The following is an 18,328-nucleotide window of genomic DNA, read 5'->3' on the forward strand; positions in this document are numbered from 1 at the left end:
GTCCCGCTCTCGGGGCGGTTGGGCCGGAGCGGTCCGGCCGCGATAATCCCGCACCATCACGCCCGGCCGCCTCCCACGGCCGAAAAGGGACGAAGCGACATCATGCCCCCAAGGGACTCGATAAATCGTGAACGAAATGGCGGCGCCCGTCGCGAGTGGGCCGAAACGCTGGCGATCGGTGCCCTCGGCTTCCTCGCCGCGGATCAGGAACGACTGGAGCGATTCCTTGCGCTGTCGGGCCTGAGCCCGGAGACCTTGCGCGCGGCGGCAGAGGCGCCGGGCTTCTTCGCCGGCGTGCTCGAATATCTCCTGGCCGACGAAAGCCTGCTTCACGTGTTCTGCGCCCATGCGGACGAGAGCCCGGCCGACGTCGTCACTGCCCACGCTACGCTCATCCGCAGCGCCTGAGGCACTTCTCCACCGGATTGCCGGCCGGCGCACGGAAAGCAAAAGAAAGCCGCCGGCCATATGATGGCCGGCGGCTTCGTCTCAATCCGCGAGGGGCAGCTTCGGCACCATCGAGCGGCGCCCCGATGTCGGAAGCGCCGGCTCCAGCACCTCAGCCCGCGGCGGTGGGCGACGACGGCGCTTCTCGCCATCAGCCTTCGCCTTGGGCGGAGCCGTCCGGGACGGATCCGCAACGATGTCGAGCTTCAGACCGGGCTTGCCGTCGGCCTTGGCCTCGACGCCGATCTTAACCGTCCCGCCCTTTGACAGCGCTCCGAACAGCACCTCTTCAGCCAGCGGCTTCTTGATGTGCTCCTGGATCACGCGGCCGAGCGGACGCGCGCCCATGTGCTGGTCGTAGCCGTGCTCGGCCAACCAGCCGATGGCCGCCTCGTCCAGTTCGAACGTCACGCCGCGATCCGAGAGCTGGGCCTCGAGCTGCAGCACAAACTTGCTGACGACCTGATGCACCACCTCGGTCGGCAGCGCGCCGAACGGGATGATCGCGTCGAGGCGGTTGCGGAACTCCGGCGTGAACAGCCGGTTGATCGCTTCCGTGTCTTCGCCCTGGCGCTTCACCCGGTTGAAGCCGATCGGCTCCTTCGCAAGGTCGGCTGCGCCCGCATTGGTCGTCATGATCAGGATGACGTTGCGGAAATCGACTTGCTTGCCGTTGTGGTCCGTGAGCTTGCCGTGATCCATGACCTGCAACAGGATGTTGAACAGGTCCGGATGGGCCTTCTCGATCTCGTCGAGCAGCAGCACGCAATGCGGATGCTGGTCGACGCCGTCGGTCAGGAGCCCGCCCTGATCGAAGCCGACATAGCCGGGAGGCGCGCCGATGAGGCGGCTGACGGTGTGCCGCTCCATGTACTCCGACATGTCGAAGCGCAGGATCTGCACCCCGAGCAGGTCGGCCAGCTGACGCGCGACTTCGGTCTTGCCGACGCCGGTCGGGCCGGAGAACAGGTAGGAGCCAATCGGCTTCTCCGGTTCCCTGAGGCCCGCACGGGCGAGCTTGATCGCCGAGGACAGTGCCTCAATGGCATGATCCTGGCCGTAGACCACCCGCTTCAGGTTCTCGTCCAGATGGCGCAGCACGGCCGCGTCGTCCTTGGAGACGGACTTCGGCGGGATGCGGGCCATCGTGGCGATGGTCGCTTCGATCTCCTTCGCGCCGATGGTGCGCTTGCGGCGCGATTCCGGCAGAAGCATCTGCGAAGCGCCGGTCTCGTCGATCACGTCGATCGCCTTGTCCGGCAGCTTGCGGTCGTTGATGTGCCGGGCCGACAGCTCCACCGCCGTCTTGATCGCGTCGGCGGTGTAGCGGACCCCGTGATATTCCTCGAAATAGGGCTTGAGGCCCTTCAGGATCTCGATCGCATCCGGGATAGACGGCTCGTTGACGTCGATCTTCTGGAAGCGGCGCACCAGGGCGCGATCCTTCTCGAAGAACTGGCGGTACTCCTTGTAGGTGGTCGAGCCCATGCAGCGAATCTGCCCTGAGGCCAGAGCCGGCTTCAGAAGGTTCGACGCATCCATGGCGCCGCCGGAGGTCGCACCGGCGCCGATCACGGTGTGGATCTCGTCGATGAAGATGATCGCGCCGGGATAGTCCTCGATCTCCTTCACGACCTGCTTCAGCCGCTCCTCGAAGTCGCCGCGGTAGCGGGTTCCAGCCAGCAGCGCGCCCATGTCGAGGGCGAAGATGGTGGCATCCGCCAGCACCTCGGGCACCTCACCGTTGATGATGCGGCGGGCCAGACCCTCCGCGATCGCGGTCTTGCCGACGCCGGGATCGCCGACATAGAGCGGATTGTTCTTCTGGCGGCGGCACAGCACCTGGATCGTACGCTTGATCTCCTCAGAGCGCCCGATCAGGGGATCGATCCGCCCCTTCTTGGCCTTCTCGTTGAGGTTCACGCAGTAGGCTTCCAGCGCATCGGTCTTGCGCTTCTGCCGTTCGCCGCCGCCGGCGGGTGTCTCGCCTCCGCTGGCAGCCTCCTCCTCCGCGCCACGCGGGCTGCGCTGGTCGGCCATGCCGGCGCGCTTGGCGATGCCGTGGCTGATGTAGTTCACGGCATCGTAGCGCGTCATGTCCTGCTCCTGCAGGAAGTACGCGGCGTGGCTTTCGCGCTCCGCGAAGATGGCGACGAGCACGTTCGCGCCCGTCACTTCCTCGCGACCGGACGACTGGACGTGAATCACCGCGCGCTGGATGACGCGCTGGAACCCGGCCGTCGGCTTCGCATCTTCCGTTCCGTCGGAAACGAGGTTGTCCAGTTCGGTGTCGACATATTCCACGAGATCGCGGCGAAGCTTTTCAAGGTCGACATTGCAGGCGCGCATGACAGCGGCCGCATCCTGATCGCCGATCAGAGCGAGGAGCAGATGTTCGAGGGTTGCGTATTCCTGATGCCGCTCGTTTGCGAAAGCGAGGGCCTGATGGAGCGCCTTCTCGAGACTACGAGAGAATGATGGCACGTGACCTCCTCACTTCTTTTCCATGACACATTGCAACGGATGCTGATGCTTGCGCGCGAAATCCATGACCTGCGTAACTTTGGTCTCCGCTACTTCGTAGGTGTAGATGCCGCACTCCCCGACACCATGATGATGAACATGGAGCATGATGCGGGTCGCTTCTTCGCGGTTCTTCTGGAAAAACCGCTCCACCACCTCGATGACGAATTCCATCGGGGTGTAATCGTCGTTTAACAAAAGCACGCGATAGAGATTCGGGCGCTTGGTCTGGGTGCGCGTCCGCGTGACGACGGAGGTTCCATTGTCGCCCTCGTCGCCGCCGCTCCGCCCGTCGTCGTTCGGCCCCATGGTCGGTTCAAGCCGCATCGCCGTTCGCACGTTCCTTGTCGGCACGGTCAGGCTCGAGTGCCCTGCATGCCTGCCGTAAGTCCTGAATGATCGCCGTCGGACAGGTTCACCAGCCACCGGCGCGGCACGTATCGGACGTTCCGTCTTAACAATAGACCGTCCCGCTTGCGCCGAACTGACCACGAGATCGCAGCTCTTCCGGCGCCGTTCGGGTCCCGGCCCTGCCCGCTCAATCGAGCCGGCAGCACCGCGACGCTCCATCATGTAGGCTCTCCGACGGATATTGTAAGACGAACTCCGCAGTGCGCAACGCGAGCCACCAACATGCACCTGCGATAGGGCAAAAATTTTGCCTCACCGGCAATGTCCGCCACCGACGGACGCAGAAGGCGGCGGCCTGAAACGAAGAAAGCCCGACCGCGCTGGCGGCCGGGCTTCATGAGGTTCGCGGCAGCAACCTTGAAAGGTCGCTTTCGGACCGATCAGGCCTTCGGGGCAGCGGCCTTGCCGAGCGCGCCCTCGTAGGGCTTCACGGCTTCCTTCGCGAGGTCCACATAAAGCTCGCCGAGCTTCGTCATCTCGGCGACGAGGCCTTCGTAGCTCGAACGGGCGAAGGCCGTCTGGATTTCCAGGGCCTTGTCCATGGTGCGCGCGCCAAAGAGCTTCTCAGCGGTAGCCGCGCTCTCTTCGTAGCTCTTCTTCGAATAGTCGGCGATTTCCACGGCGATCGCCTGCAGGCCCTTGTTGTAGGCCCCCACGCTCTTCACGACCGTGTCGAGCTGATCTTTCTGAAAGCGCTGAAAATCTTCGAAGCCGTAGCTCATTGTACGCGTCCCTTGCATCTCGTCGACATGGTGCGCTTCGCAAGCCATGCATCATTTCCTATGCGAGGAAATATATGCACTGCACAAAATTCTGTCAACCGTCATTTTGCACCGCAGCATAGTCAACAAATCAGATTGCAATGCCCGACCTATTTTTACGGTCCGCTAACCGCTCCCCGATAGCGTTCCCGAAAGGAACGGCGATTTCGCGCCACGCGCCGCATTGAGATCGCATTTTCCAGTGCCCAGTCACTCTCCGGTCAGGGCTCCGAGCGTTAAGGACGGCGATATGGCAGATCACGGCATTTCCCTCGGAACCCGGCCGGCGGCGGGAACGACCGGCCTCTTTCGGGGTGTCATGCGATTTGCGCGGGCAGCCACGTTCGCGGCGACATTCGGCCTTGCGGCGGCCGTCACGGTGGTCTCAAGCGGAACGGCCAAGGCGGCGTCCGAGCGCTATGCCGCGATGGTCGTCGATGCCGCGACAGGCAGGACGCTGTTCTCCAAGAATGCGGACGCGCCGCGCCATCCCGCGTCGCTCACCAAGATCATGACGGCGTACATCCTGTTCGAGGAGCTCTCGTCCGGGCGACTGACCATGGATACGCCGTTGCGCGTGACTGCCTACGCGGCTGCGCAGGCGCCGTCCAAGCTCGGCGTGCGCGCCGGCACCACCGTGAAGGTGCGCGACGCCATGCTCGCACTGATGACGCGCTCGGCGAACGACTGCGCCGTCGTGATCGCCGAGAACATCTCCGGCAGCGAATCCGCGTTCGCCAAGCGGATGACCGCGACGGCGCGGCGGCTTGGGATGCGCAACACGATCTATCTGAACGCCAACGGCCTGCCGAATCCCGGCCAGATCACCACAGCCCGCGATCTGGCGGTGCTCGGCCTCGCGATCCAGCGCCAGTTCCCGACCTACTATCGCTATTTCTCGACGCGCAGCTTCGTCTACAAGGGGCAGACGATCTCCAACCACAACCGCCTGATGAGCCAGATGGCCGGCATCGACGGTATCAAAACCGGCTATATCCGCGCTTCCGGCTTCAACCTCGTCAGCTCCATCAAGCGTGGAAACAAGCGTCTTGTGGCGGTTGTCATGGGTGGCGCTTCCGCCCGTGCGCGCGACGCGCACATGGCCGACCTGCTCAACAAATATCTGCCGATGGCTCAGCCGATGCAGAGCGATGTCGTCGTCGCCACGGTGCAGGGTACGGTTCCGGGCGACGTCGGCACCGCGCCGGCCGCCTCGCAGCCGATCGCGCTGGCGAGCGCCGCCGGCAATGCAAGAGCGCCGAAGCTTGCGGCGGAAGCAGCGATTGCCGCGACCACACCGCAGATCCCCGACGTCCCGGCGCTGCCGGCTCTCGCCAGCCGGCCGGAACCGGTCGTCGCCGAGGTGGCCGCCGTTTCCGTGCCCGATGTCGTCCTGCCGCCGTCGATGCCCGAGCGCCCGTCCTCCCAGCCGACCGTCGTCGCGGCGGCAGAGCCGGCCAAGCAGGCCGCGCCCGCTGCCGTTCCGGTCCCCGTGGTCGGTTATGCCGACGAAGCCCAGGGCGAAGGTGCGCTCGACGCGATCGGCCAGATCGCGCAGGGCGACGCCGACGAGGAGCCCGCTTCCGCCGCCGCCGCATCGAACTCCGATGGCGCCCGTATTGTTGCCGTTCGTTCGATCGCAAACCCGAACGCCGTCCAGACCGCGTCGGTTCGCAGCCCCGACAACAGCGCGGACGCAAGCTATGCCGACGACCCGATCGGAGCGCAGGTCGCGCTTGCCGAAGCGGCCAATGCCGAGGTCGCGTCCAAGCAGTTCGCCGGCACCCCGTTCGCGAAGGGTTCGCTCGATGCCGCCGCTGTTCGCAAGCTGATCAAGGCCCACCGGGGCGTGATGGTGGCCAGCGCGGCTCAGGCGACGCGGATTTCCTCGGATGCCGTTCCGCCTGCTGCTGAAGTCGCCCGCAAGACGGAGGTGCCGAGCGAGGAGGCCGCGCAGCCTGCTCCGACGGGCTGGCAGATCCAGATCGGCGCCGTGCCCACGGCGAAGGCAGCGAAGACCTTCCTGGCCGACGCTCGCAAGAAGGGCGGCAAGACGCTGGCGGGCGCAGAGCCGTATACCGAGGCCGTTCACAAGGGAGGCGCAACGCTCTATCGCGCGCGTTTCGTCGGCTTCAGCGACGAGAAGTCTGCGCAGCGGGCTTGCGCCACGCTCAAGAAGCAGTCCTACGCCTGCATGGCGTTCCGCAAGTAAAGACACGTGAACGAAGGGGGGCGACCGTCATGAGTGGACCTTCGCTGAGCGGGCCGGTGGACGCGCTTTCAGCCGAGCAGGCGGTCCTTGGCCTGGTTCAGTCGCGCGGCCAGCGCGGCCGTGCCGCCGACGTCGGGATGGACCCGCTTCATGAGCGTCCGGTGCGCCGCGCGGATCTCGGCTTCGGTCGCGCCGGGCAGAAGACCAAGCGTCTCATAGGCCTCCTCTATGCTCATGCCGCCCGCGGACGTCGCTCCGCGCTGCCGCGCTGCAGGGTCGTCGTGGAAGTTCTGACGCCAGCCGGGTTGCCTGCGGTCGAGATAAGTTTCGAGTAGTGCCCGGCTTTCACCGTCGCGGGCCAGCGAGCGCCAGAGCAGCTCAAGTTCCATGGGGGACAGCGATTCAAGCGACTGACCGCTGTAGAGCCCCGAGCGTACGCGTCCGCTGATCTTCCCGGTCCCGTGATCGAGTTGCATGGCCAGCATATCGGTCTCGACGGTCGAGAGTGCGGGCCCGCCGCCTCCGGGAGGTATGCCGCTCCCCAGTCCACCGGCGGCCCCTCCCAGATTACCGAAGGGGTTACGGCGTCCGAGGATCGTCTGGAGATGGGAGCCGTAGCCGAGCAGGGACAGGCCAAACGCGCCCACCGGCAATCCGGCTTCCCACCGGCCGGTGAGTGTCAACCAGACACCGACGCCGACAAGCGTGACACCTCCCGCTTGACGGCCCAGCTTCGCCAGCGCCGCCGGGTTGGTCTTCACGATACCGCGGCCGGCAAGCACCAACAGCAGCAGCACGGCGATCCCGACGATCAAGGCCATTCTGTCGTTCCCAAATCCGGCGTCCTCTTTCGGTCCCGCGATGATCGGACTGGCACGGAATCCATTCGGCTCCCCCCGCGCGGAGCTTCAGCCCGGCCTCGCGGCCATCTGGTGCCCCCATGTCCGTGTCACGGCTGCCCGATTCCCTGCGCCGCCTCAGGAGCGGGTCTCAGGTTCGATAGAGCATGATGCGGGAAAGCGCGAGGCGGTTTAATCGTGCGGGCGCTGCATGCCTCGCACAGCTGCTTGAACTGGCCCCCATGGCGTTCCCATGGGACATCGCTACCCCATACGGCCGATGAGGGCGGTGGCGGCCGGTTCGCCGGTGCTCTGCAAGGCCTCGAGGGCGGCGCGCCCGCCGGACGCATAGGCGGCAACGGCGCGCAGCAGCCGCGCGAGATCCAGTGCCGATCCTGCCCCGAAGCGGATATGGGCGCCGCCCGTCAACCGGGCGATCTCCGCGAACACTCTTCCCGCGGACGGGTCGGCACCTTCCTGGAAGAGGAATGTCGGCACGCCGAGAAGGCCGAGTTCCCCAGCCGCCTCCAGAAGGCTTGCCGGTCTTTCTTCCACGCAGTCACCCACGAAGATCAGCGCCCGCACAGGGGCCTTGCGCGCCTCGGCGACGGCGTGGCGCAGCACCCGGGCGATCTGGGTCTGGCCGCCGCGGCAGTCGATTCGCGTCATGAGGCCCGCAAGCATTCGTGCGTCGGCCACCCAGCGGCTCGCCGCGCACTCGCTTCCGCCGCGAAAATACACGAGTTGCACGTCGAGGCCGCCAAGCCGTGAGGCTTCAGTGAACATCTCGGCCTGAACGGCGCACGCGAGATCCCAGGTCGGTTGCCGGCTCATGGTGGCGTCGAGCGCGAACATCAACCGTGCGCGTGTTCCGGCTGCAAGCGGCTGCGTGCGCGCCGCGGCATCGAGAAAGGCCGAGATTTCAGGCCGCGCTTCAGGAAGGGAGCCAGTGTCGCTCCCGCCCTTGCCGCCGGAGACTTCACGCGCCATCGCTTCCTCCTCAGCGGAGCATCGGCTTGAAGGATCGCGCCCGACCGCAGCCCGCTCCTGCGTCTGGCATGTCAGCGCCATGGGAAACACCCGATTGCCTCACCCGGTGAAACCCGGCGCGGTATCTGCCGTTCCGCCAGGACCTCACAACAATCCGAGCTCGGCAAGCTCGGCGCGGAGGGCCGGCGGGAGTTCGTCACCCTCGGACGCCACGGCTGCGACGTCCCGGGGGGCATCCTTCGGCTCCAGATAGCGCCATCCCTGGAACGGGCGGCGCGGCTGGCGGACTGTCTCCACGAGGTCACGATCGAGCACGATATCGCAGCGGCCGATGCCATCCGAACCCTTGAAGGGGCGAAGGTCGAGGATGCGCTGACGCACCTGCACGGCCCCCTTGATCACCCAGTAGAGCGAGCCGCCATCAAGGATGTCGTCCCGGCGCTTCGGGACCATGCGGGTGGTATGGGCATGTTCCGGAACGCGGCCGTCGGCCAGCTGCTGGTCGCCGCGCTCGGCGATCCAGTCCCGCAGGTCGGCCACGGATTCAGCGCCGACGCACAGTTTCACGAGATGCAGTGTCATGCCGGAACGGTGTAACGGGCGGCGGACCGCGTCAACGAACCTGAGGGCGGCGAGACGGGGATAAACCGCTTAGAAGCCAAGGGCACGCTGATAGCCGTCCTTCGAGTAGTTTGCGAGCAAATCCCGGCAAGGCGCTATGCGCACGCCCGGAAGATAGGGGATGCGGCGCTTGTTCGCCTTCTGGAGGACGTCCGCAGTCTCTTTGCACACCAGCAGACGCAGTTCGGGGTGGGCGCGCTTGGCGGCGATGTAGTCGCGCTGGGCCGTCGTCGAGCCCGGGATGGCGAGCAGGATTCCCCGGCCCGTCAGCGCGATCTCGAACACCCGCCCCTTGCCGGACCCGGCTGCCAGAAAGTCGCCACCGGCTTTCAGGGCGTTGGAGAACTTGATCGGATCGTGTTGGCCGATGAGGATGTAGACTTTGTCGCCCGGACGGCTCGAGGGCGCCTCCGTCGCAGCCTTCGATGCCGCAACAGCGGCGTTCGGCATGGCAAACGTGGCCAACGCGAGCGCGGCAATCGACGCGAGCGTCCGCCTCAGAGGCGGCGCCGGTATGGGCCGGGCGGCGCCTGTGGCCATGATCTCAATCCTCCAGGAAATCGGCGCAGCGCGGAACGTCGCCCGAGCTGCCCCACGGCATGATCGGCACCGACGAGGTGGAATTCTTGGGGCTGCCCTCGATCAGCTTGTCCGAATAGACCATGTAGACGAGCACGTTGCGCTCCTTGTCGCAACCTCGGACGATGCGCATCTTCTTGAAGAACAGCGAACGGCTGCGGCGGAACATCTCGTCGCCCTGTTCGAACTTGCCCTTGAAGCTGATCGGGCCGATCTGCCGACACGCCAGCGAAATGTCGGATACCTCCTCCGCGACGCCGAACATGCCCGCGACCCCGCCTTTCTCCGGCACCGTGAAATGGCAAGCGACGCCGCCGACGAGGGGATCGTCGATGCCGTAGACCGCGAGCTTGTCGTCCGGCGTCAGGAACTTCCAGACAGTCGATTTCCGGAAGATCAGGTTCGGCTCGTCGGCCGTGGCCGTCGCTGGCGCGAGGGCGATCAACGAAAGCACGAGCGCGGCAGTCGCGGCGCACCCGCCGATAACGTTGGAAAGAGACGGAAACGGCTTCATGTTGGCTCCGGACCGATCAGGAAACGCGCCCTGATATGGGAAGCCGGACCGGAATTGCGAAGCCCGGCGATGACGAAGCCCTTCGCCAGTGCCGCCTCGGCGGACCGCGGCTTACTCGGCGGCGAGCTTGTGGAAGCCGCGACTTTCGGCATCGCCGTTCAGCGCCGCCACCACGTTGTCGTAGAACTGGCGGCTGCTGGCTTCCCAGCTGAAATTGAGCGCGAACTCCCGTGCGCGCTGCCGAGAGATATCGAGCGCCGCAAGGGAGGCTGCCCGCAAATCGTTGTCGAGCACGCCCGGACCGTTGCGCCCGATCACGTCGAGCGGACCGGTGACCGGATAGGCCGCCACTGGCACGCCGGAGGCCAGGGCCTCCAGCAGCACGTTGCCGAAGGTGTCGGTCAGGCTCGGGAACACGAAGGCATCGAGCGAAGCGAAGTGGTTTGCGAGATCGTCGCCAACCTTCGAACCGAGAAAATGGGTATCCGGAAAGCGCCGACGCATCTCATCGAGCGAGGGGCCGCCGCCGATCACCACCTTCGAGCCCGGAAGGTCGAGGTTGAGGAATGCCTCGATGTTCTTTTCCACCGAGACGCGGCCGACATAGCCGAAGATCGGCCTCGGCAGATCGAGAACGTGCGGGCGGTCCGGGTTGAACTGGACGTGATCCACCCCGCGGTCCCAACGCATCAGGTGAAGGAACCCACGGGCTGAAAGATCTGCCTCCAGCGACGGCGTCGCGATCATGCAGCCGGCGGCGGCATTGTGGAACCGGCGCATCCACGCATAGGTCCACTTCAGCGGCACCGGAACGCGCGCGCGCAGATATTCCGGGAAGCGGGTGTGATAGCTGGTCGTGAAACGCTGCCCGGTGGCGATGCAGAAACGGCGCGCGAGAATGCCGAGCGGCCCCTCCGTCGCGATATGGACCGCATCAACCTTCGCCTTGGCGATGGCGCGGTGGACGCTCGCGGGCCGAGTGACCGAAAGACGGATTTCCGGGTATGTCGGGCACGGCAGGGTACGGTAGTCGGCCGGCGTCAGCGTGACGGACTCGACCCCGAAAGCGGCGAGGTCGGCCATGGTGCGTTCCATGGTGCGGACCACACCGTTGATCTGCGGATGCCAGGCATCCGATACGACCATCAGTCGCTTCATGCGTCGGCACGCTCGCGTGGTGCTGGCAGGCGGGATTGCCCGGAGCGGCCGGTATCACGGCTCGTCCACCGGATCAACTCGAACCGGCCGTCGTGGGTCTCCACGATGGCGGTACAGCTTTCGACCCAGTCGCCGGTGTTGATGTAGCGGATGCCGAACCGATCGTGGATCGTGGCATGGTGGATGTGGCCGCAGATGACACCGTCCACGCCGTTGCGGCGTGCCTCGCTCGACAGGGCGTCTTCAAACTTGCCGATGAAGTTCACGGCATTCTTGACCTTCAGCTTCGCCCAGGCCGACAGGGACCAGTAGGTCAAACCGAGGCGGCGGCGAATCACATTGACCCAAGTATTGACCACCAATGCTGTTGTGTACGCCCAATCGCCCAGAAACGCGAGCCATTTGGCGTGGCGGACGACCACGTCAAACTGATCGCCGTGAATGACGAGGTAGCGCCGCCCGTCGGCCGCGACGTGAACCGCGGTATCGGCAACCTCGACGCCGCCGAAATGGCTGCCGAGATAATCGCGCAGGAACTCGTCGTGGTTTCCCGGCAGGTAGACGATCCGGGCGCCCTTGCGCCCCTTGCGCAGCAGCTTCTGGATCACGTCGTTGTGCGCCTGCGGCCAGTGCCATGCGCGGCGCAGGCGCCAGCCATCGACGATGTCGCCGACGAGGTAGATCGTCTCGGCGTCGTGGACGCGCAGGAAATCGAGCAGGATCTCGGCCTGACAGCCGCGCGTGCCGAGATGAATGTCGGAGAGGAACAGTGCGCGGTAATGCCGGTGCGAACCAGCCTCCTCGCCGTCGTGCCCCAACGCGCCTGCTTCGTTGAAGAAGCGTTCCACCATGATGCCGTCTCCGCCGCCCGGACCAAACCGGAGTGGCAGCCGGCCCTCACCGGCCGCACGGTCGCGGCCGAGAGAAGCGCCGGGCGCCTGCGGATCAGGAACGCGATTCCGATCTCAAACGTGTGACGACGACCGGCTTGACAACCGCAGCGACGGCCACAGCGCATGGAAATGGTGCACCGGTCCGTGACCGGCACCGATCTGCAACACGTCCGCCGCACGGATGGCTGCGGTCAGGTAATCCTTGGCCATGGCCACCGCGTCGCCGAGCGGCAGGCCATCGGCCAGACCGGCCGTAATCGCCGAGGACAGGGTGCAGCCGGTCCCGTGCGTGTTGGTGGTGGCGTGGCGCGGCGCGCGATACCAGCGGGGCGCCGCTTCGCGGGTGAGGAGAACGTCGGCGCTTTCCGCACCGCCAGCGTGACCACCCTTCATCAGCACGGCGCGGGCACCGAGCGACAAGAGTCGCTCGCCCTGCCCGATCATCTCGCTTTCGGTCTCGGCGACGGGCTGGCCGGAAAGACGCGCCGCCTCCGGCAAATTCGGTGTGAGCAGGAAAGCGCGGGGAACCAGCGCCTCGCTCAGAACGGCCACCGCTTCCGGCACAAGGAGCGAATCGCCCGAGGCCGCCACCATGACGGGATCGACCACCACCGGCCCTGCGCCATGCGCATCGAGCCCCTCGGCGATGGTGCGGATGACGTCTGCGCGCGAGACCATGCCGATCTTCACCGCCCGCACGTCGAGGTCGGAGAACACAGCATCCATCTGCGCCCGCACGAAGGCGGGCGGAACGTCATGAACGGCGGAGACCCCAAGGGTGTTCTGCGCGGTGAGCGCGGTGATCACGCTGGCGCCGTATACGCCGAGCGCCGAGAACGTCTTCAGATCGGCCTGGATGCCGGCACCACCGCCGGAATCGGACCCCGCGATCGTCAGCGCGATGGGCGGCGCCTTCGCCGGAGACGCCGTCACGACTGCCCCTCCGCCGCGAGTGCGCGGTCCACCACGAGCCGAAGGGTCCGCGCCGCCATCCACGGATCGGGCGCGGCGCCGATGGCGGAGATGACTGCAACCCCGTCGACGCCGGCAGCGACCACGGCGGCCGCGTTGTCGGCGTGAATGCCGGAGATCGCGCCGACCGGCACCTTGGGATCGAACCGGCGAATGTCCTCCGCGATGCGGCGCAGTCCGTCGAGACCGACCGGCGGCTCCGCATCCGGTTTGCTGCCCGTGCGAAACACGCAACCGATGCAGACATAGTCGACGGCCTCGTAGGCGGCGTCGCGCGCCTCAGCGACGCTGCCGATGCTGAGGCCGATGATTGCGTCCCGCCCCATCAGCCGTCGCGCATCCCGGGCGGCCATATCGTCGAGGCCGACGTGAGACCCGTCGGCGCCCGCTGCGAGCGCCACGTCCACCCGATCGTTGATGACGAGCGGAACGCCGGTGCCTTCCAGCGCAGCCTTCAGCGCGCGAGCATTGGCGATCATTTCGCGGGTGGAGCCGTGCTTATCGCGGTACTGCACCAGCGTCGCGCCACCGGCGACGGCGGCCTTCGCAACGTCGACGAGCGACCGACCGCGCGTCTGCAGCGGATCGACAAGGCAGTAAACCCGGAGATCGACCGGCCGTCGCAGGCGAGGTTCAGGCCCGCCCTCGTTGTTGTAGGCCAGCACGTTCATCTCTCAATTCCCTCCGCCGGCATGACCCGGATCAGGTGCTTCGGGGTTGGCCGCAACCTCTCAGTCCTCTTTGCACCGACGTCAGAAAATCGCGCGAAACGAGCAATTTCGAGGCCGGGCCGGACACCCCCATGAGATCCGCCTTCACTTAAGCGGCCCTACGCGCTCCCGCAAGGCATGTCGTCTCCAGGATGGAAATTCCCGGCTGATGGCTGCGCCCGCACGGGCTGACGGCGCGCCGCCGAGCCACGCGGAGTTGACGCTGGCGGGCGCCGCACTCATACCACCGGCAACAATCGTTCCGGCGCGCCGTCACCAAGCCGCGCCGCTGCTGCGGGACCCTTATCCATGGATGACATCGCAACCGCCGGAAGCGGACACACAACGGCGCCGCGGCGTGTCCATGTCGTCGGCGGCGGACTTGCAGGGTCCGAAGCCGCCTGGCAGCTCGCCCAGCGCGGCGTTCCGGTGACGCTGCACGAGATGCGTCCGGTCCGCACCACCGATGCGCACCGGACGGACCAGCTGGCGGAACTCGTCTGCTCCAACTCGTTCCGATCCGATGATGCAGAGACGAACGCGGTGGGCGTGATTCATGCGGAGATGCGGCGCGCCGGATCGCTGATCCTGGCGGCCGCCGATGCGAACCCGGTTCCAGCCGGGGGCGCGCTGGCGGTCGACCGCGAGGGTTTCTCGGAGGCCGTCTCCGCGGCACTTGCCTCCCATCCGCTGATCGAGATCGCCCGGGGCGAGATCGCCGGGTTGCCGCCGGAAGATTGGGACAGCGTGATCCTCGCCACCGGTCCCCTTACCTCGCCCGCACTCGCCGAGGCGATCCGCGCCCTCACGGGCGAGGACTCCCTCGCCTTTTTCGACGCCATCGCGCCGATCGTGCATCGCGACAGCGTGAACATGGACGTCGCCTGGTACCAGTCGCGCTACGACAAGCCGGGGCCGTTCGGAACGGGCAAGGATTATCTCAACTGCCCCATGAACCGCGAGCAGTACGAGGCCTTCGTCGCCGCGCTTGTCGCCGCTGACACCGTGTCGTTCCACGAGTGGGAAGCTTCGACCCCCTATTTCGACGGCTGCCTGCCGATCGAGATCATGGCGGCGCGCGGACCGGAGACCCTGCGGCACGGGCCGATGAAGCCGATGGGACTGACCAATCCCCGCTCGCCGGACGTGAAATCCTACGCAGTCGTGCAACTGCGGCAGGACAACGCTCTCGGCACGCTCTACAACATCGTCGGCTTCCAGACGAAGCTCAAATATGGCGAGCAGGCCCGCATTCTCAGAATGATCCCGGGCCTGGAAAACGCAGAATTCGCCCGCCTCGGCGGCCTGCACCGGAACACCTTCCTGAATTCCCCGAAGCTGCTCGATGGCGCTCTACGGCTGAAGGCGGCCCCGCGTCTGCGCTTTGCCGGTCAGATCACAGGCTGCGAGGGCTATGTGGAATCGGCCGCCGTGGGGCTGATGGCGGGACGGTTCGCGGCCGCGGAGCGGCTGGGGCTCGAGCCGGTTCCGCCGCCGCCGACAACCGCCATGGGCGCCCTTCTCGGGCACATCACCGGGGGCCATCTCGCGGTCGAGGAAGAAGGCAAGCCGCGTTCGTTCCAGCCGATGAACGTCAATTTCGGGCTGTTCCCGCCGGTGGAGACGCCGAAGCCGGAGGACGGCACGCGCTTGCGAGGTGCCGCCAAGACACTCGCCCGAAAGAAGGCGCTGTCGGCCCGAGCCCTGCGGGATGCGGACGCATGGCTCGCCGACGCCGGGATCGGCGTCCCCGCCGCGCCGGCGCTCGAGCGGGCATGACGGGCGCGTCGCCGCGCCCGCCGCTCCGGCGGATCAGACGAGTTCGGCGAGGGCCGCAGGACTGAAGTTCATCAGCTTCTCGTGTTCGCGGGCCTGGATCTTGTTCGGCCAGGCCGGATCTGTGATCAGCGCACGTCCGACCGCGATCAGGTCGAACTCGTCGCGCTCCATGCGGCCGAGAAGCTTCTCGACGCCGGCAGCGCTCGCCCCCTCGCCCTTGAAGGCGGCGAGGAAGTCGCCGGAAAGCCCGACGGACCCGACGCTGATGGTTGTCGCGCCGGTCAGCTTCTTGGCCCATCCGGCGAAGTTCAGGCCGTCGGCCCCATCGACTTCCGGGAATTCCGGTTCCCAGAAGCGCCGCTGGGAGCAATGCAGCACATCGACGCCGGCCTCGACCAGCGGAGCGAGCCAGTCGCTCATTTCCGCCGGCGTGAATGCCATGCGGGCGGTGAAGTCCTGCCCCTTCCACTGGCTGACACGCAGGATGATCGGGAAGTCCGGTCCGACAGCAGCGCGGATCGCCGAAACTACCTCGGCCGCGAACCGGCTGCGCTCGCGCAACGTGGTGCCGCCGTAACGATCCGTCCTGAGGTTCGTGCCCGCCCAGAAGAATTCGTCGATCAGGTAGCCGTGGGCACCGTGGATTTCGACGGTGTCGAACCCCAGCCGCTTCGCGTCGGCGGCGGCGCGGGCAAAGGCCGCGACGGTGTCGGCGATCGCCGCCTCGCTCATCGCCTCGCCCCGCGGCTGGCCCGGTGCGACGAGACCCGAAGGGCTTTCGATGGGCGCATCCGGCACCCACTCGGGATTCGGGCCGATGGTCGCGCCGGTATGCCAGATCTGCGGACCCATCCGCCCACCCGCTGCATGAACCGCGTCGATGACCTGCTGCCAGCCCGCAAGCGCGGCATCGCCGTGGAAGAACGGAATGCCGGGATGATTGCGGGATGCCGGGCGGTCGATCACCGTTCCTTCAGAGAGGATGAGGCCGACACCACCTTCGGCGCGGCGCCGATAATAGGCGGCATTGGCCTCGCCCGGCACACCTTCGGGCGCGAACATGCGCGTCATGGGCGCCATGACGATACGGTTCTTCAACGTCAGCGATTTGAGCGTAAGCGGGCGGAACAGGACGTCGGTATCGGCACTCATAAAACGAGGCTCCGTTGATGCGGGAGCCCCTTAAGTATACATGAGAGACCTAGCGTCAATCAGGTACTTCAAGTCGACTAGGTATCGCCGAGGAAACCGCTCCATGGAGACAATCGCTCCTCCGCACACGGAGGCCACGAAGTGCGCCGCCGCCCATTTCGCGGCGCATTGCCCGAGCCGCATCCTGTTCGACCAGATCGCGGATAAATGGTCGATGATGGTGCTGACCGTCCTCGATCCGGGCCCGCTGCGCTTCAATGCCGTGAAGCGCCAGCTCGAGGGCGTGACACAGAAATCGCTCACTCAATGTCTGCGCAGGCTGGAGCGGAATGGCCTGATCTCGCGCCGCGTCATCCCCGTCTCGCCGGTCGCGGTGGAATACGAGATCACCCCACTCGGCCGCACCCTGCTGCAGCCCTTCAAGGCGCTCCACGCGTGGACACTGCAGAACATCACCGAGGTGGAACAGGCGCGCCGCACCTTCGACGAGAGGGCGGGATAGCGGGACGGGCTATCGATCCGCTGCGGCATCCGGAAGACGGCGGCAACCGGTCCGTGTCAGGCCGTCTTGATCCCCTCCGGCCGCAGCCGGTCGTAGCCGTTCACACGGTAGATCAGCGCAGAGACGAGCCAGCTTGCGATGAAGAGGCCAACCACGGCAAAACCGAAATTGGCGAGATCGTCGTTGAGCGCCGCCACAAAATCCCAGACGCCGCCGGCAAGGCCGAGCTTCTCACTGATCAGCCCGAGCGCCTCCAGACCGCCGATGAACACCGCGACGACAACCGACGCGGCTGTGATCGTCAGGTTGTACCAGAGTTTCCGGACCGGGTTGATGAACGCCCAGCCATAGGCCCGCGTCATCAGCATGCTGTCGAGGGTGTCCATCAGCGACATGCCCGCGGTGAACAGCGCCGGAAACACCAGGATCGTCCACACCGACATGCCCTGGGCGGCCTGTGCGGCGGAGATGCCGAGAACGCCGATCTCCGTCGCGGTATCGAAGCCGAGCCCGAACAGGAAACCGATCGGATACATGTGCCAGGAGCGGCGGACGACGCCGAACAGACGGCGAAACAGCCGCGCAAAGAATCCGCGGCCCGCCAGCAGGGCATCAAGTTCCTCGTCCATCACCTGCTCCCCACGGCGGAGGCGTTGGAAGGCGGACCAGATGCCTATCAGGATGACAAGGTTCGCAAGGCCGATCGCCAGCAGGAAAGACGCGGAAACTGCCGTGCCGATCATGCCGCCGATGACATGGAAATCCTCTAGGTGTGCCCGCATCGCCATGGCCGTGGCCGCGATGAGGACGGTCGCGATCACGACGATGGACGAGTGGCCGAGGGAGAAGAAGAAGCCGACAGAGAACGGCGCCTTGCCCTCCTGCATCAGCTTGCGGACGACGTTATCGATCGCTGCGATATGATCCGCGTCGAAGGCATGGCGCAGGCCAAACATATAGGCGAGGAAGGCCATGCCGAGCAGTGAGGGATGGCCGGAAAACGCTGCCCACGCCCAAATCCAGGCTGCGGCGTTCGCAGCGACGAGGAACGCCAGAACGATGGCAGCCTTTGTGCGGACGGACGACCTGCCGTCGTCGAACACGCCCAGGATCATACGTTCTTCCCCAATCCGCTTATGCCGCCAGATTGGCACGAACAACGACGGAACGCGAGGCGGATGACGTGGAGCGTTGTCCGATCTGATCAAGATCATCAGATCGGAGCGAAATCATTTTGAATTTAAAGACTTGAGCATATCCGCTCA

General features: G+C 66.0%; 18 protein-coding genes. 4 read left to right on the top strand and 14 right to left on the bottom strand.

Going from position 1 to position 18,328, the window contains the following annotated elements:
• Positions 1-102: 102 nt before the first annotated feature.
• Entirely contained in the window at positions 103-408 is a 306-nt protein-coding gene (locus BUF17_RS12505; protein WP_073629085.1) for a DUF3572 domain-containing protein, read from the top strand.
• An 81-nt stretch (positions 409-489) separates the two neighbouring features.
• On the opposite strand, the gene clpA is transcribed toward BUF17_RS12505, so the two are convergent.
• From clpA to BUF17_RS12520, 3 genes are all read right to left on the bottom strand, one after another.
• Positions 490-2,931, bottom strand: a complete 2,442-nt coding sequence (clpA, locus tag BUF17_RS12510) for an ATP-dependent Clp protease ATP-binding subunit ClpA (protein WP_073629087.1) — start codon at positions 2,929-2,931, stop codon at positions 490-492.
• 9 nt (positions 2,932-2,940) lie between these two features.
• Positions 2,941-3,279, bottom strand: a complete 339-nt coding sequence (clpS, locus tag BUF17_RS12515) for an ATP-dependent Clp protease adapter ClpS (protein WP_139282524.1) — start codon at positions 3,277-3,279, stop codon at positions 2,941-2,943.
• A 482-nt stretch (positions 3,280-3,761) separates the two neighbouring features.
• Positions 3,762-4,151, bottom strand: coding sequence for a phasin family protein (locus tag BUF17_RS12520; protein ID WP_342186088.1), 390 nt, complete (start codon positions 4,149-4,151; stop codon positions 3,762-3,764).
• A 310-nt stretch (positions 4,152-4,461) separates the two neighbouring features.
• Between BUF17_RS12520 and BUF17_RS22945 the strand changes: the two genes are divergently transcribed.
• Entirely contained in the window at positions 4,462-6,354 is a 1,893-nt protein-coding gene (locus BUF17_RS22945; protein WP_210215439.1) for a D-alanyl-D-alanine carboxypeptidase, read from the top strand.
• A gap of 68 nt (positions 6,355-6,422) precedes the next feature.
• On the opposite strand, the gene BUF17_RS12530 is transcribed toward BUF17_RS22945, so the two are convergent.
• From BUF17_RS12530 to thiE, 9 genes are all read right to left on the bottom strand, one after another.
• Complete coding sequence (locus tag BUF17_RS12530) at positions 6,423-7,175, bottom strand: DnaJ domain-containing protein (protein WP_073629095.1); 753 nt, start codon at positions 7,173-7,175, stop codon at positions 6,423-6,425.
• A gap of 282 nt (positions 7,176-7,457) precedes the next feature.
• Positions 7,458-8,183 (bottom strand): vWA domain-containing protein, encoded by a 726-nt coding sequence (locus tag BUF17_RS12535; protein WP_073629097.1) that lies wholly within the window; start codon positions 8,181-8,183, stop codon positions 7,458-7,460.
• A gap of 144 nt (positions 8,184-8,327) precedes the next feature.
• Positions 8,328-8,765 carry a DUF1489 family protein gene (locus tag BUF17_RS12540; protein ID WP_073629099.1) on the bottom strand — a complete coding sequence of 146 codons (438 nt, stop codon included), beginning with the start codon at positions 8,763-8,765 and terminating at the stop codon, positions 8,328-8,330.
• A 69-nt stretch (positions 8,766-8,834) separates the two neighbouring features.
• Positions 8,835-9,344: a hypothetical protein gene (locus tag BUF17_RS12545; protein WP_084564571.1), complete on the bottom strand. Its 510-nt coding sequence runs from the start codon at positions 9,342-9,344 to the stop codon at positions 8,835-8,837.
• 4 nt (positions 9,345-9,348) lie between these two features.
• Positions 9,349-9,897 (bottom strand): CreA family protein, encoded by a 549-nt coding sequence (locus tag BUF17_RS12550; RefSeq protein WP_073629101.1) that lies wholly within the window; start codon positions 9,895-9,897, stop codon positions 9,349-9,351.
• A gap of 111 nt (positions 9,898-10,008) precedes the next feature.
• Positions 10,009-11,055, bottom strand: coding sequence for a glycosyltransferase family 4 protein (locus tag BUF17_RS12555; RefSeq protein ID WP_073629103.1), 1,047 nt, complete (start codon positions 11,053-11,055; stop codon positions 10,009-10,011).
• Positions 11,052-11,906, bottom strand: coding sequence for a UDP-2,3-diacylglucosamine diphosphatase (locus tag BUF17_RS12560; protein WP_073629105.1), 855 nt, complete (start codon positions 11,904-11,906; stop codon positions 11,052-11,054). The genes BUF17_RS12555 and BUF17_RS12560 overlap by 4 nt, the downstream gene beginning before the upstream one ends.
• Positions 11,907-12,020: 114 nt before the next feature.
• Entirely contained in the window at positions 12,021-12,881 is an 861-nt protein-coding gene (gene thiD, locus BUF17_RS12565) for a bifunctional hydroxymethylpyrimidine kinase/phosphomethylpyrimidine kinase (RefSeq protein WP_073629107.1), read from the bottom strand.
• Positions 12,878-13,591 (bottom strand): thiamine phosphate synthase, encoded by a 714-nt coding sequence (gene thiE / locus BUF17_RS12570; protein ID WP_073629109.1) that lies wholly within the window; start codon positions 13,589-13,591, stop codon positions 12,878-12,880. The genes thiD and thiE overlap by 4 nt, the downstream gene beginning before the upstream one ends.
• Positions 13,592-13,939: 348 nt before the next feature.
• Between thiE and trmFO the strand changes: the two genes are divergently transcribed.
• The gene (gene trmFO, locus BUF17_RS12575) at positions 13,940-15,409 is read left to right on the top strand and encodes a methylenetetrahydrofolate--tRNA-(uracil(54)-C(5))-methyltransferase (FADH(2)-oxidizing) TrmFO (protein WP_073629111.1); all 1,470 of its coding nucleotides are present in this window, start codon (positions 13,940-13,942) and stop codon (positions 15,407-15,409) included.
• Between the two features lie 33 nt (positions 15,410-15,442).
• On the opposite strand, the gene BUF17_RS12580 is transcribed toward trmFO, so the two are convergent.
• Positions 15,443-16,561 (bottom strand): NADH:flavin oxidoreductase, encoded by a 1,119-nt coding sequence (locus BUF17_RS12580; protein WP_073629113.1) that lies wholly within the window; start codon positions 16,559-16,561, stop codon positions 15,443-15,445.
• Between the two features lie 103 nt (positions 16,562-16,664).
• Here BUF17_RS12580 and BUF17_RS12585 point away from each other — a divergent pair, with 103 nt between their 5' ends.
• On the top strand, positions 16,665-17,063 hold the full coding sequence (locus BUF17_RS12585; protein ID WP_073629115.1) for a winged helix-turn-helix transcriptional regulator: 399 nt from the start codon (positions 16,665-16,667) through the stop codon (positions 17,061-17,063).
• A gap of 56 nt (positions 17,064-17,119) precedes the next feature.
• Here BUF17_RS12585 and BUF17_RS12590 read toward each other — a convergent pair whose 3' ends face one another.
• Complete coding sequence (locus BUF17_RS12590; RefSeq protein ID WP_073629118.1) at positions 17,120-18,178, bottom strand: HoxN/HupN/NixA family nickel/cobalt transporter; 1,059 nt, start codon at positions 18,176-18,178, stop codon at positions 17,120-17,122.
• Positions 18,179-18,328: the final 150 nt, after the last annotated feature.

The organism is Pseudoxanthobacter soli DSM 19599 (assembly GCF_900148505.1).
In the GTDB taxonomy this organism is placed as follows: Bacteria; Pseudomonadota; Alphaproteobacteria; order Rhizobiales; family Segnochrobactraceae; genus Pseudoxanthobacter; species Pseudoxanthobacter soli.

What these genes read in the sequence shown, in the direction of transcription:
- BUF17_RS12585 (WP_073629115.1), top strand. Translation starts at nt 16,665, where the DNA reads ATGGAGACAATCGCTCCTCCGCACACGGAGGCCACGAAGTGCGCCGCC.
- trmFO (WP_073629111.1), top strand. Translation starts at nt 13,940, where the DNA reads ATGGATGACATCGCAACCGCCGGAAGCGGACACACAACGGCGCCGCGG.
- BUF17_RS22945 (WP_210215439.1), top strand. Translation starts at nt 4,462, where the DNA reads ATGCGATTTGCGCGGGCAGCCACGTTCGCGGCGACATTCGGCCTTGCG.
- BUF17_RS12545 (WP_084564571.1), bottom strand. Translation starts at nt 9,344, where the DNA reads ATGGCCACAGGCGCCGCCCGGCCCATACCGGCGCCGCCTCTGAGGCGG.
- thiE (WP_073629109.1), bottom strand. Translation starts at nt 13,591, where the DNA reads ATGAACGTGCTGGCCTACAACAACGAGGGCGGGCCTGAACCTCGCCTG.
- BUF17_RS12505 (WP_073629085.1), top strand. Translation starts at nt 103, where the DNA reads ATGCCCCCAAGGGACTCGATAAATCGTGAACGAAATGGCGGCGCCCGT.
- BUF17_RS12530 (WP_073629095.1), bottom strand. Translation starts at nt 7,175, where the DNA reads ATGGCCTTGATCGTCGGGATCGCCGTGCTGCTGCTGTTGGTGCTTGCC.
- BUF17_RS12580 (WP_073629113.1), bottom strand. Translation starts at nt 16,561, where the DNA reads ATGAGTGCCGATACCGACGTCCTGTTCCGCCCGCTTACGCTCAAATCG.
- BUF17_RS12535 (WP_073629097.1), bottom strand. Translation starts at nt 8,183, where the DNA reads ATGGCGCGTGAAGTCTCCGGCGGCAAGGGCGGGAGCGACACTGGCTCC.
- BUF17_RS12560 (WP_073629105.1), bottom strand. Translation starts at nt 11,906, where the DNA reads ATGGTGGAACGCTTCTTCAACGAAGCAGGCGCGTTGGGGCACGACGGC.
- BUF17_RS12520 (WP_342186088.1), bottom strand. Translation starts at nt 4,151, where the DNA reads ATGGCTTGCGAAGCGCACCATGTCGACGAGATGCAAGGGACGCGTACA.
- BUF17_RS12555 (WP_073629103.1), bottom strand. Translation starts at nt 11,055, where the DNA reads ATGAAGCGACTGATGGTCGTATCGGATGCCTGGCATCCGCAGATCAAC.
- BUF17_RS12590 (WP_073629118.1), bottom strand. Translation starts at nt 18,178, where the DNA reads ATGATCCTGGGCGTGTTCGACGACGGCAGGTCGTCCGTCCGCACAAAG.
- BUF17_RS12550 (WP_073629101.1), bottom strand. Translation starts at nt 9,897, where the DNA reads ATGAAGCCGTTTCCGTCTCTTTCCAACGTTATCGGCGGGTGCGCCGCG.
- BUF17_RS12540 (WP_073629099.1), bottom strand. Translation starts at nt 8,765, where the DNA reads ATGACACTGCATCTCGTGAAACTGTGCGTCGGCGCTGAATCCGTGGCC.
- clpS (WP_139282524.1), bottom strand. Translation starts at nt 3,279, where the DNA reads ATGGGGCCGAACGACGACGGGCGGAGCGGCGGCGACGAGGGCGACAAT.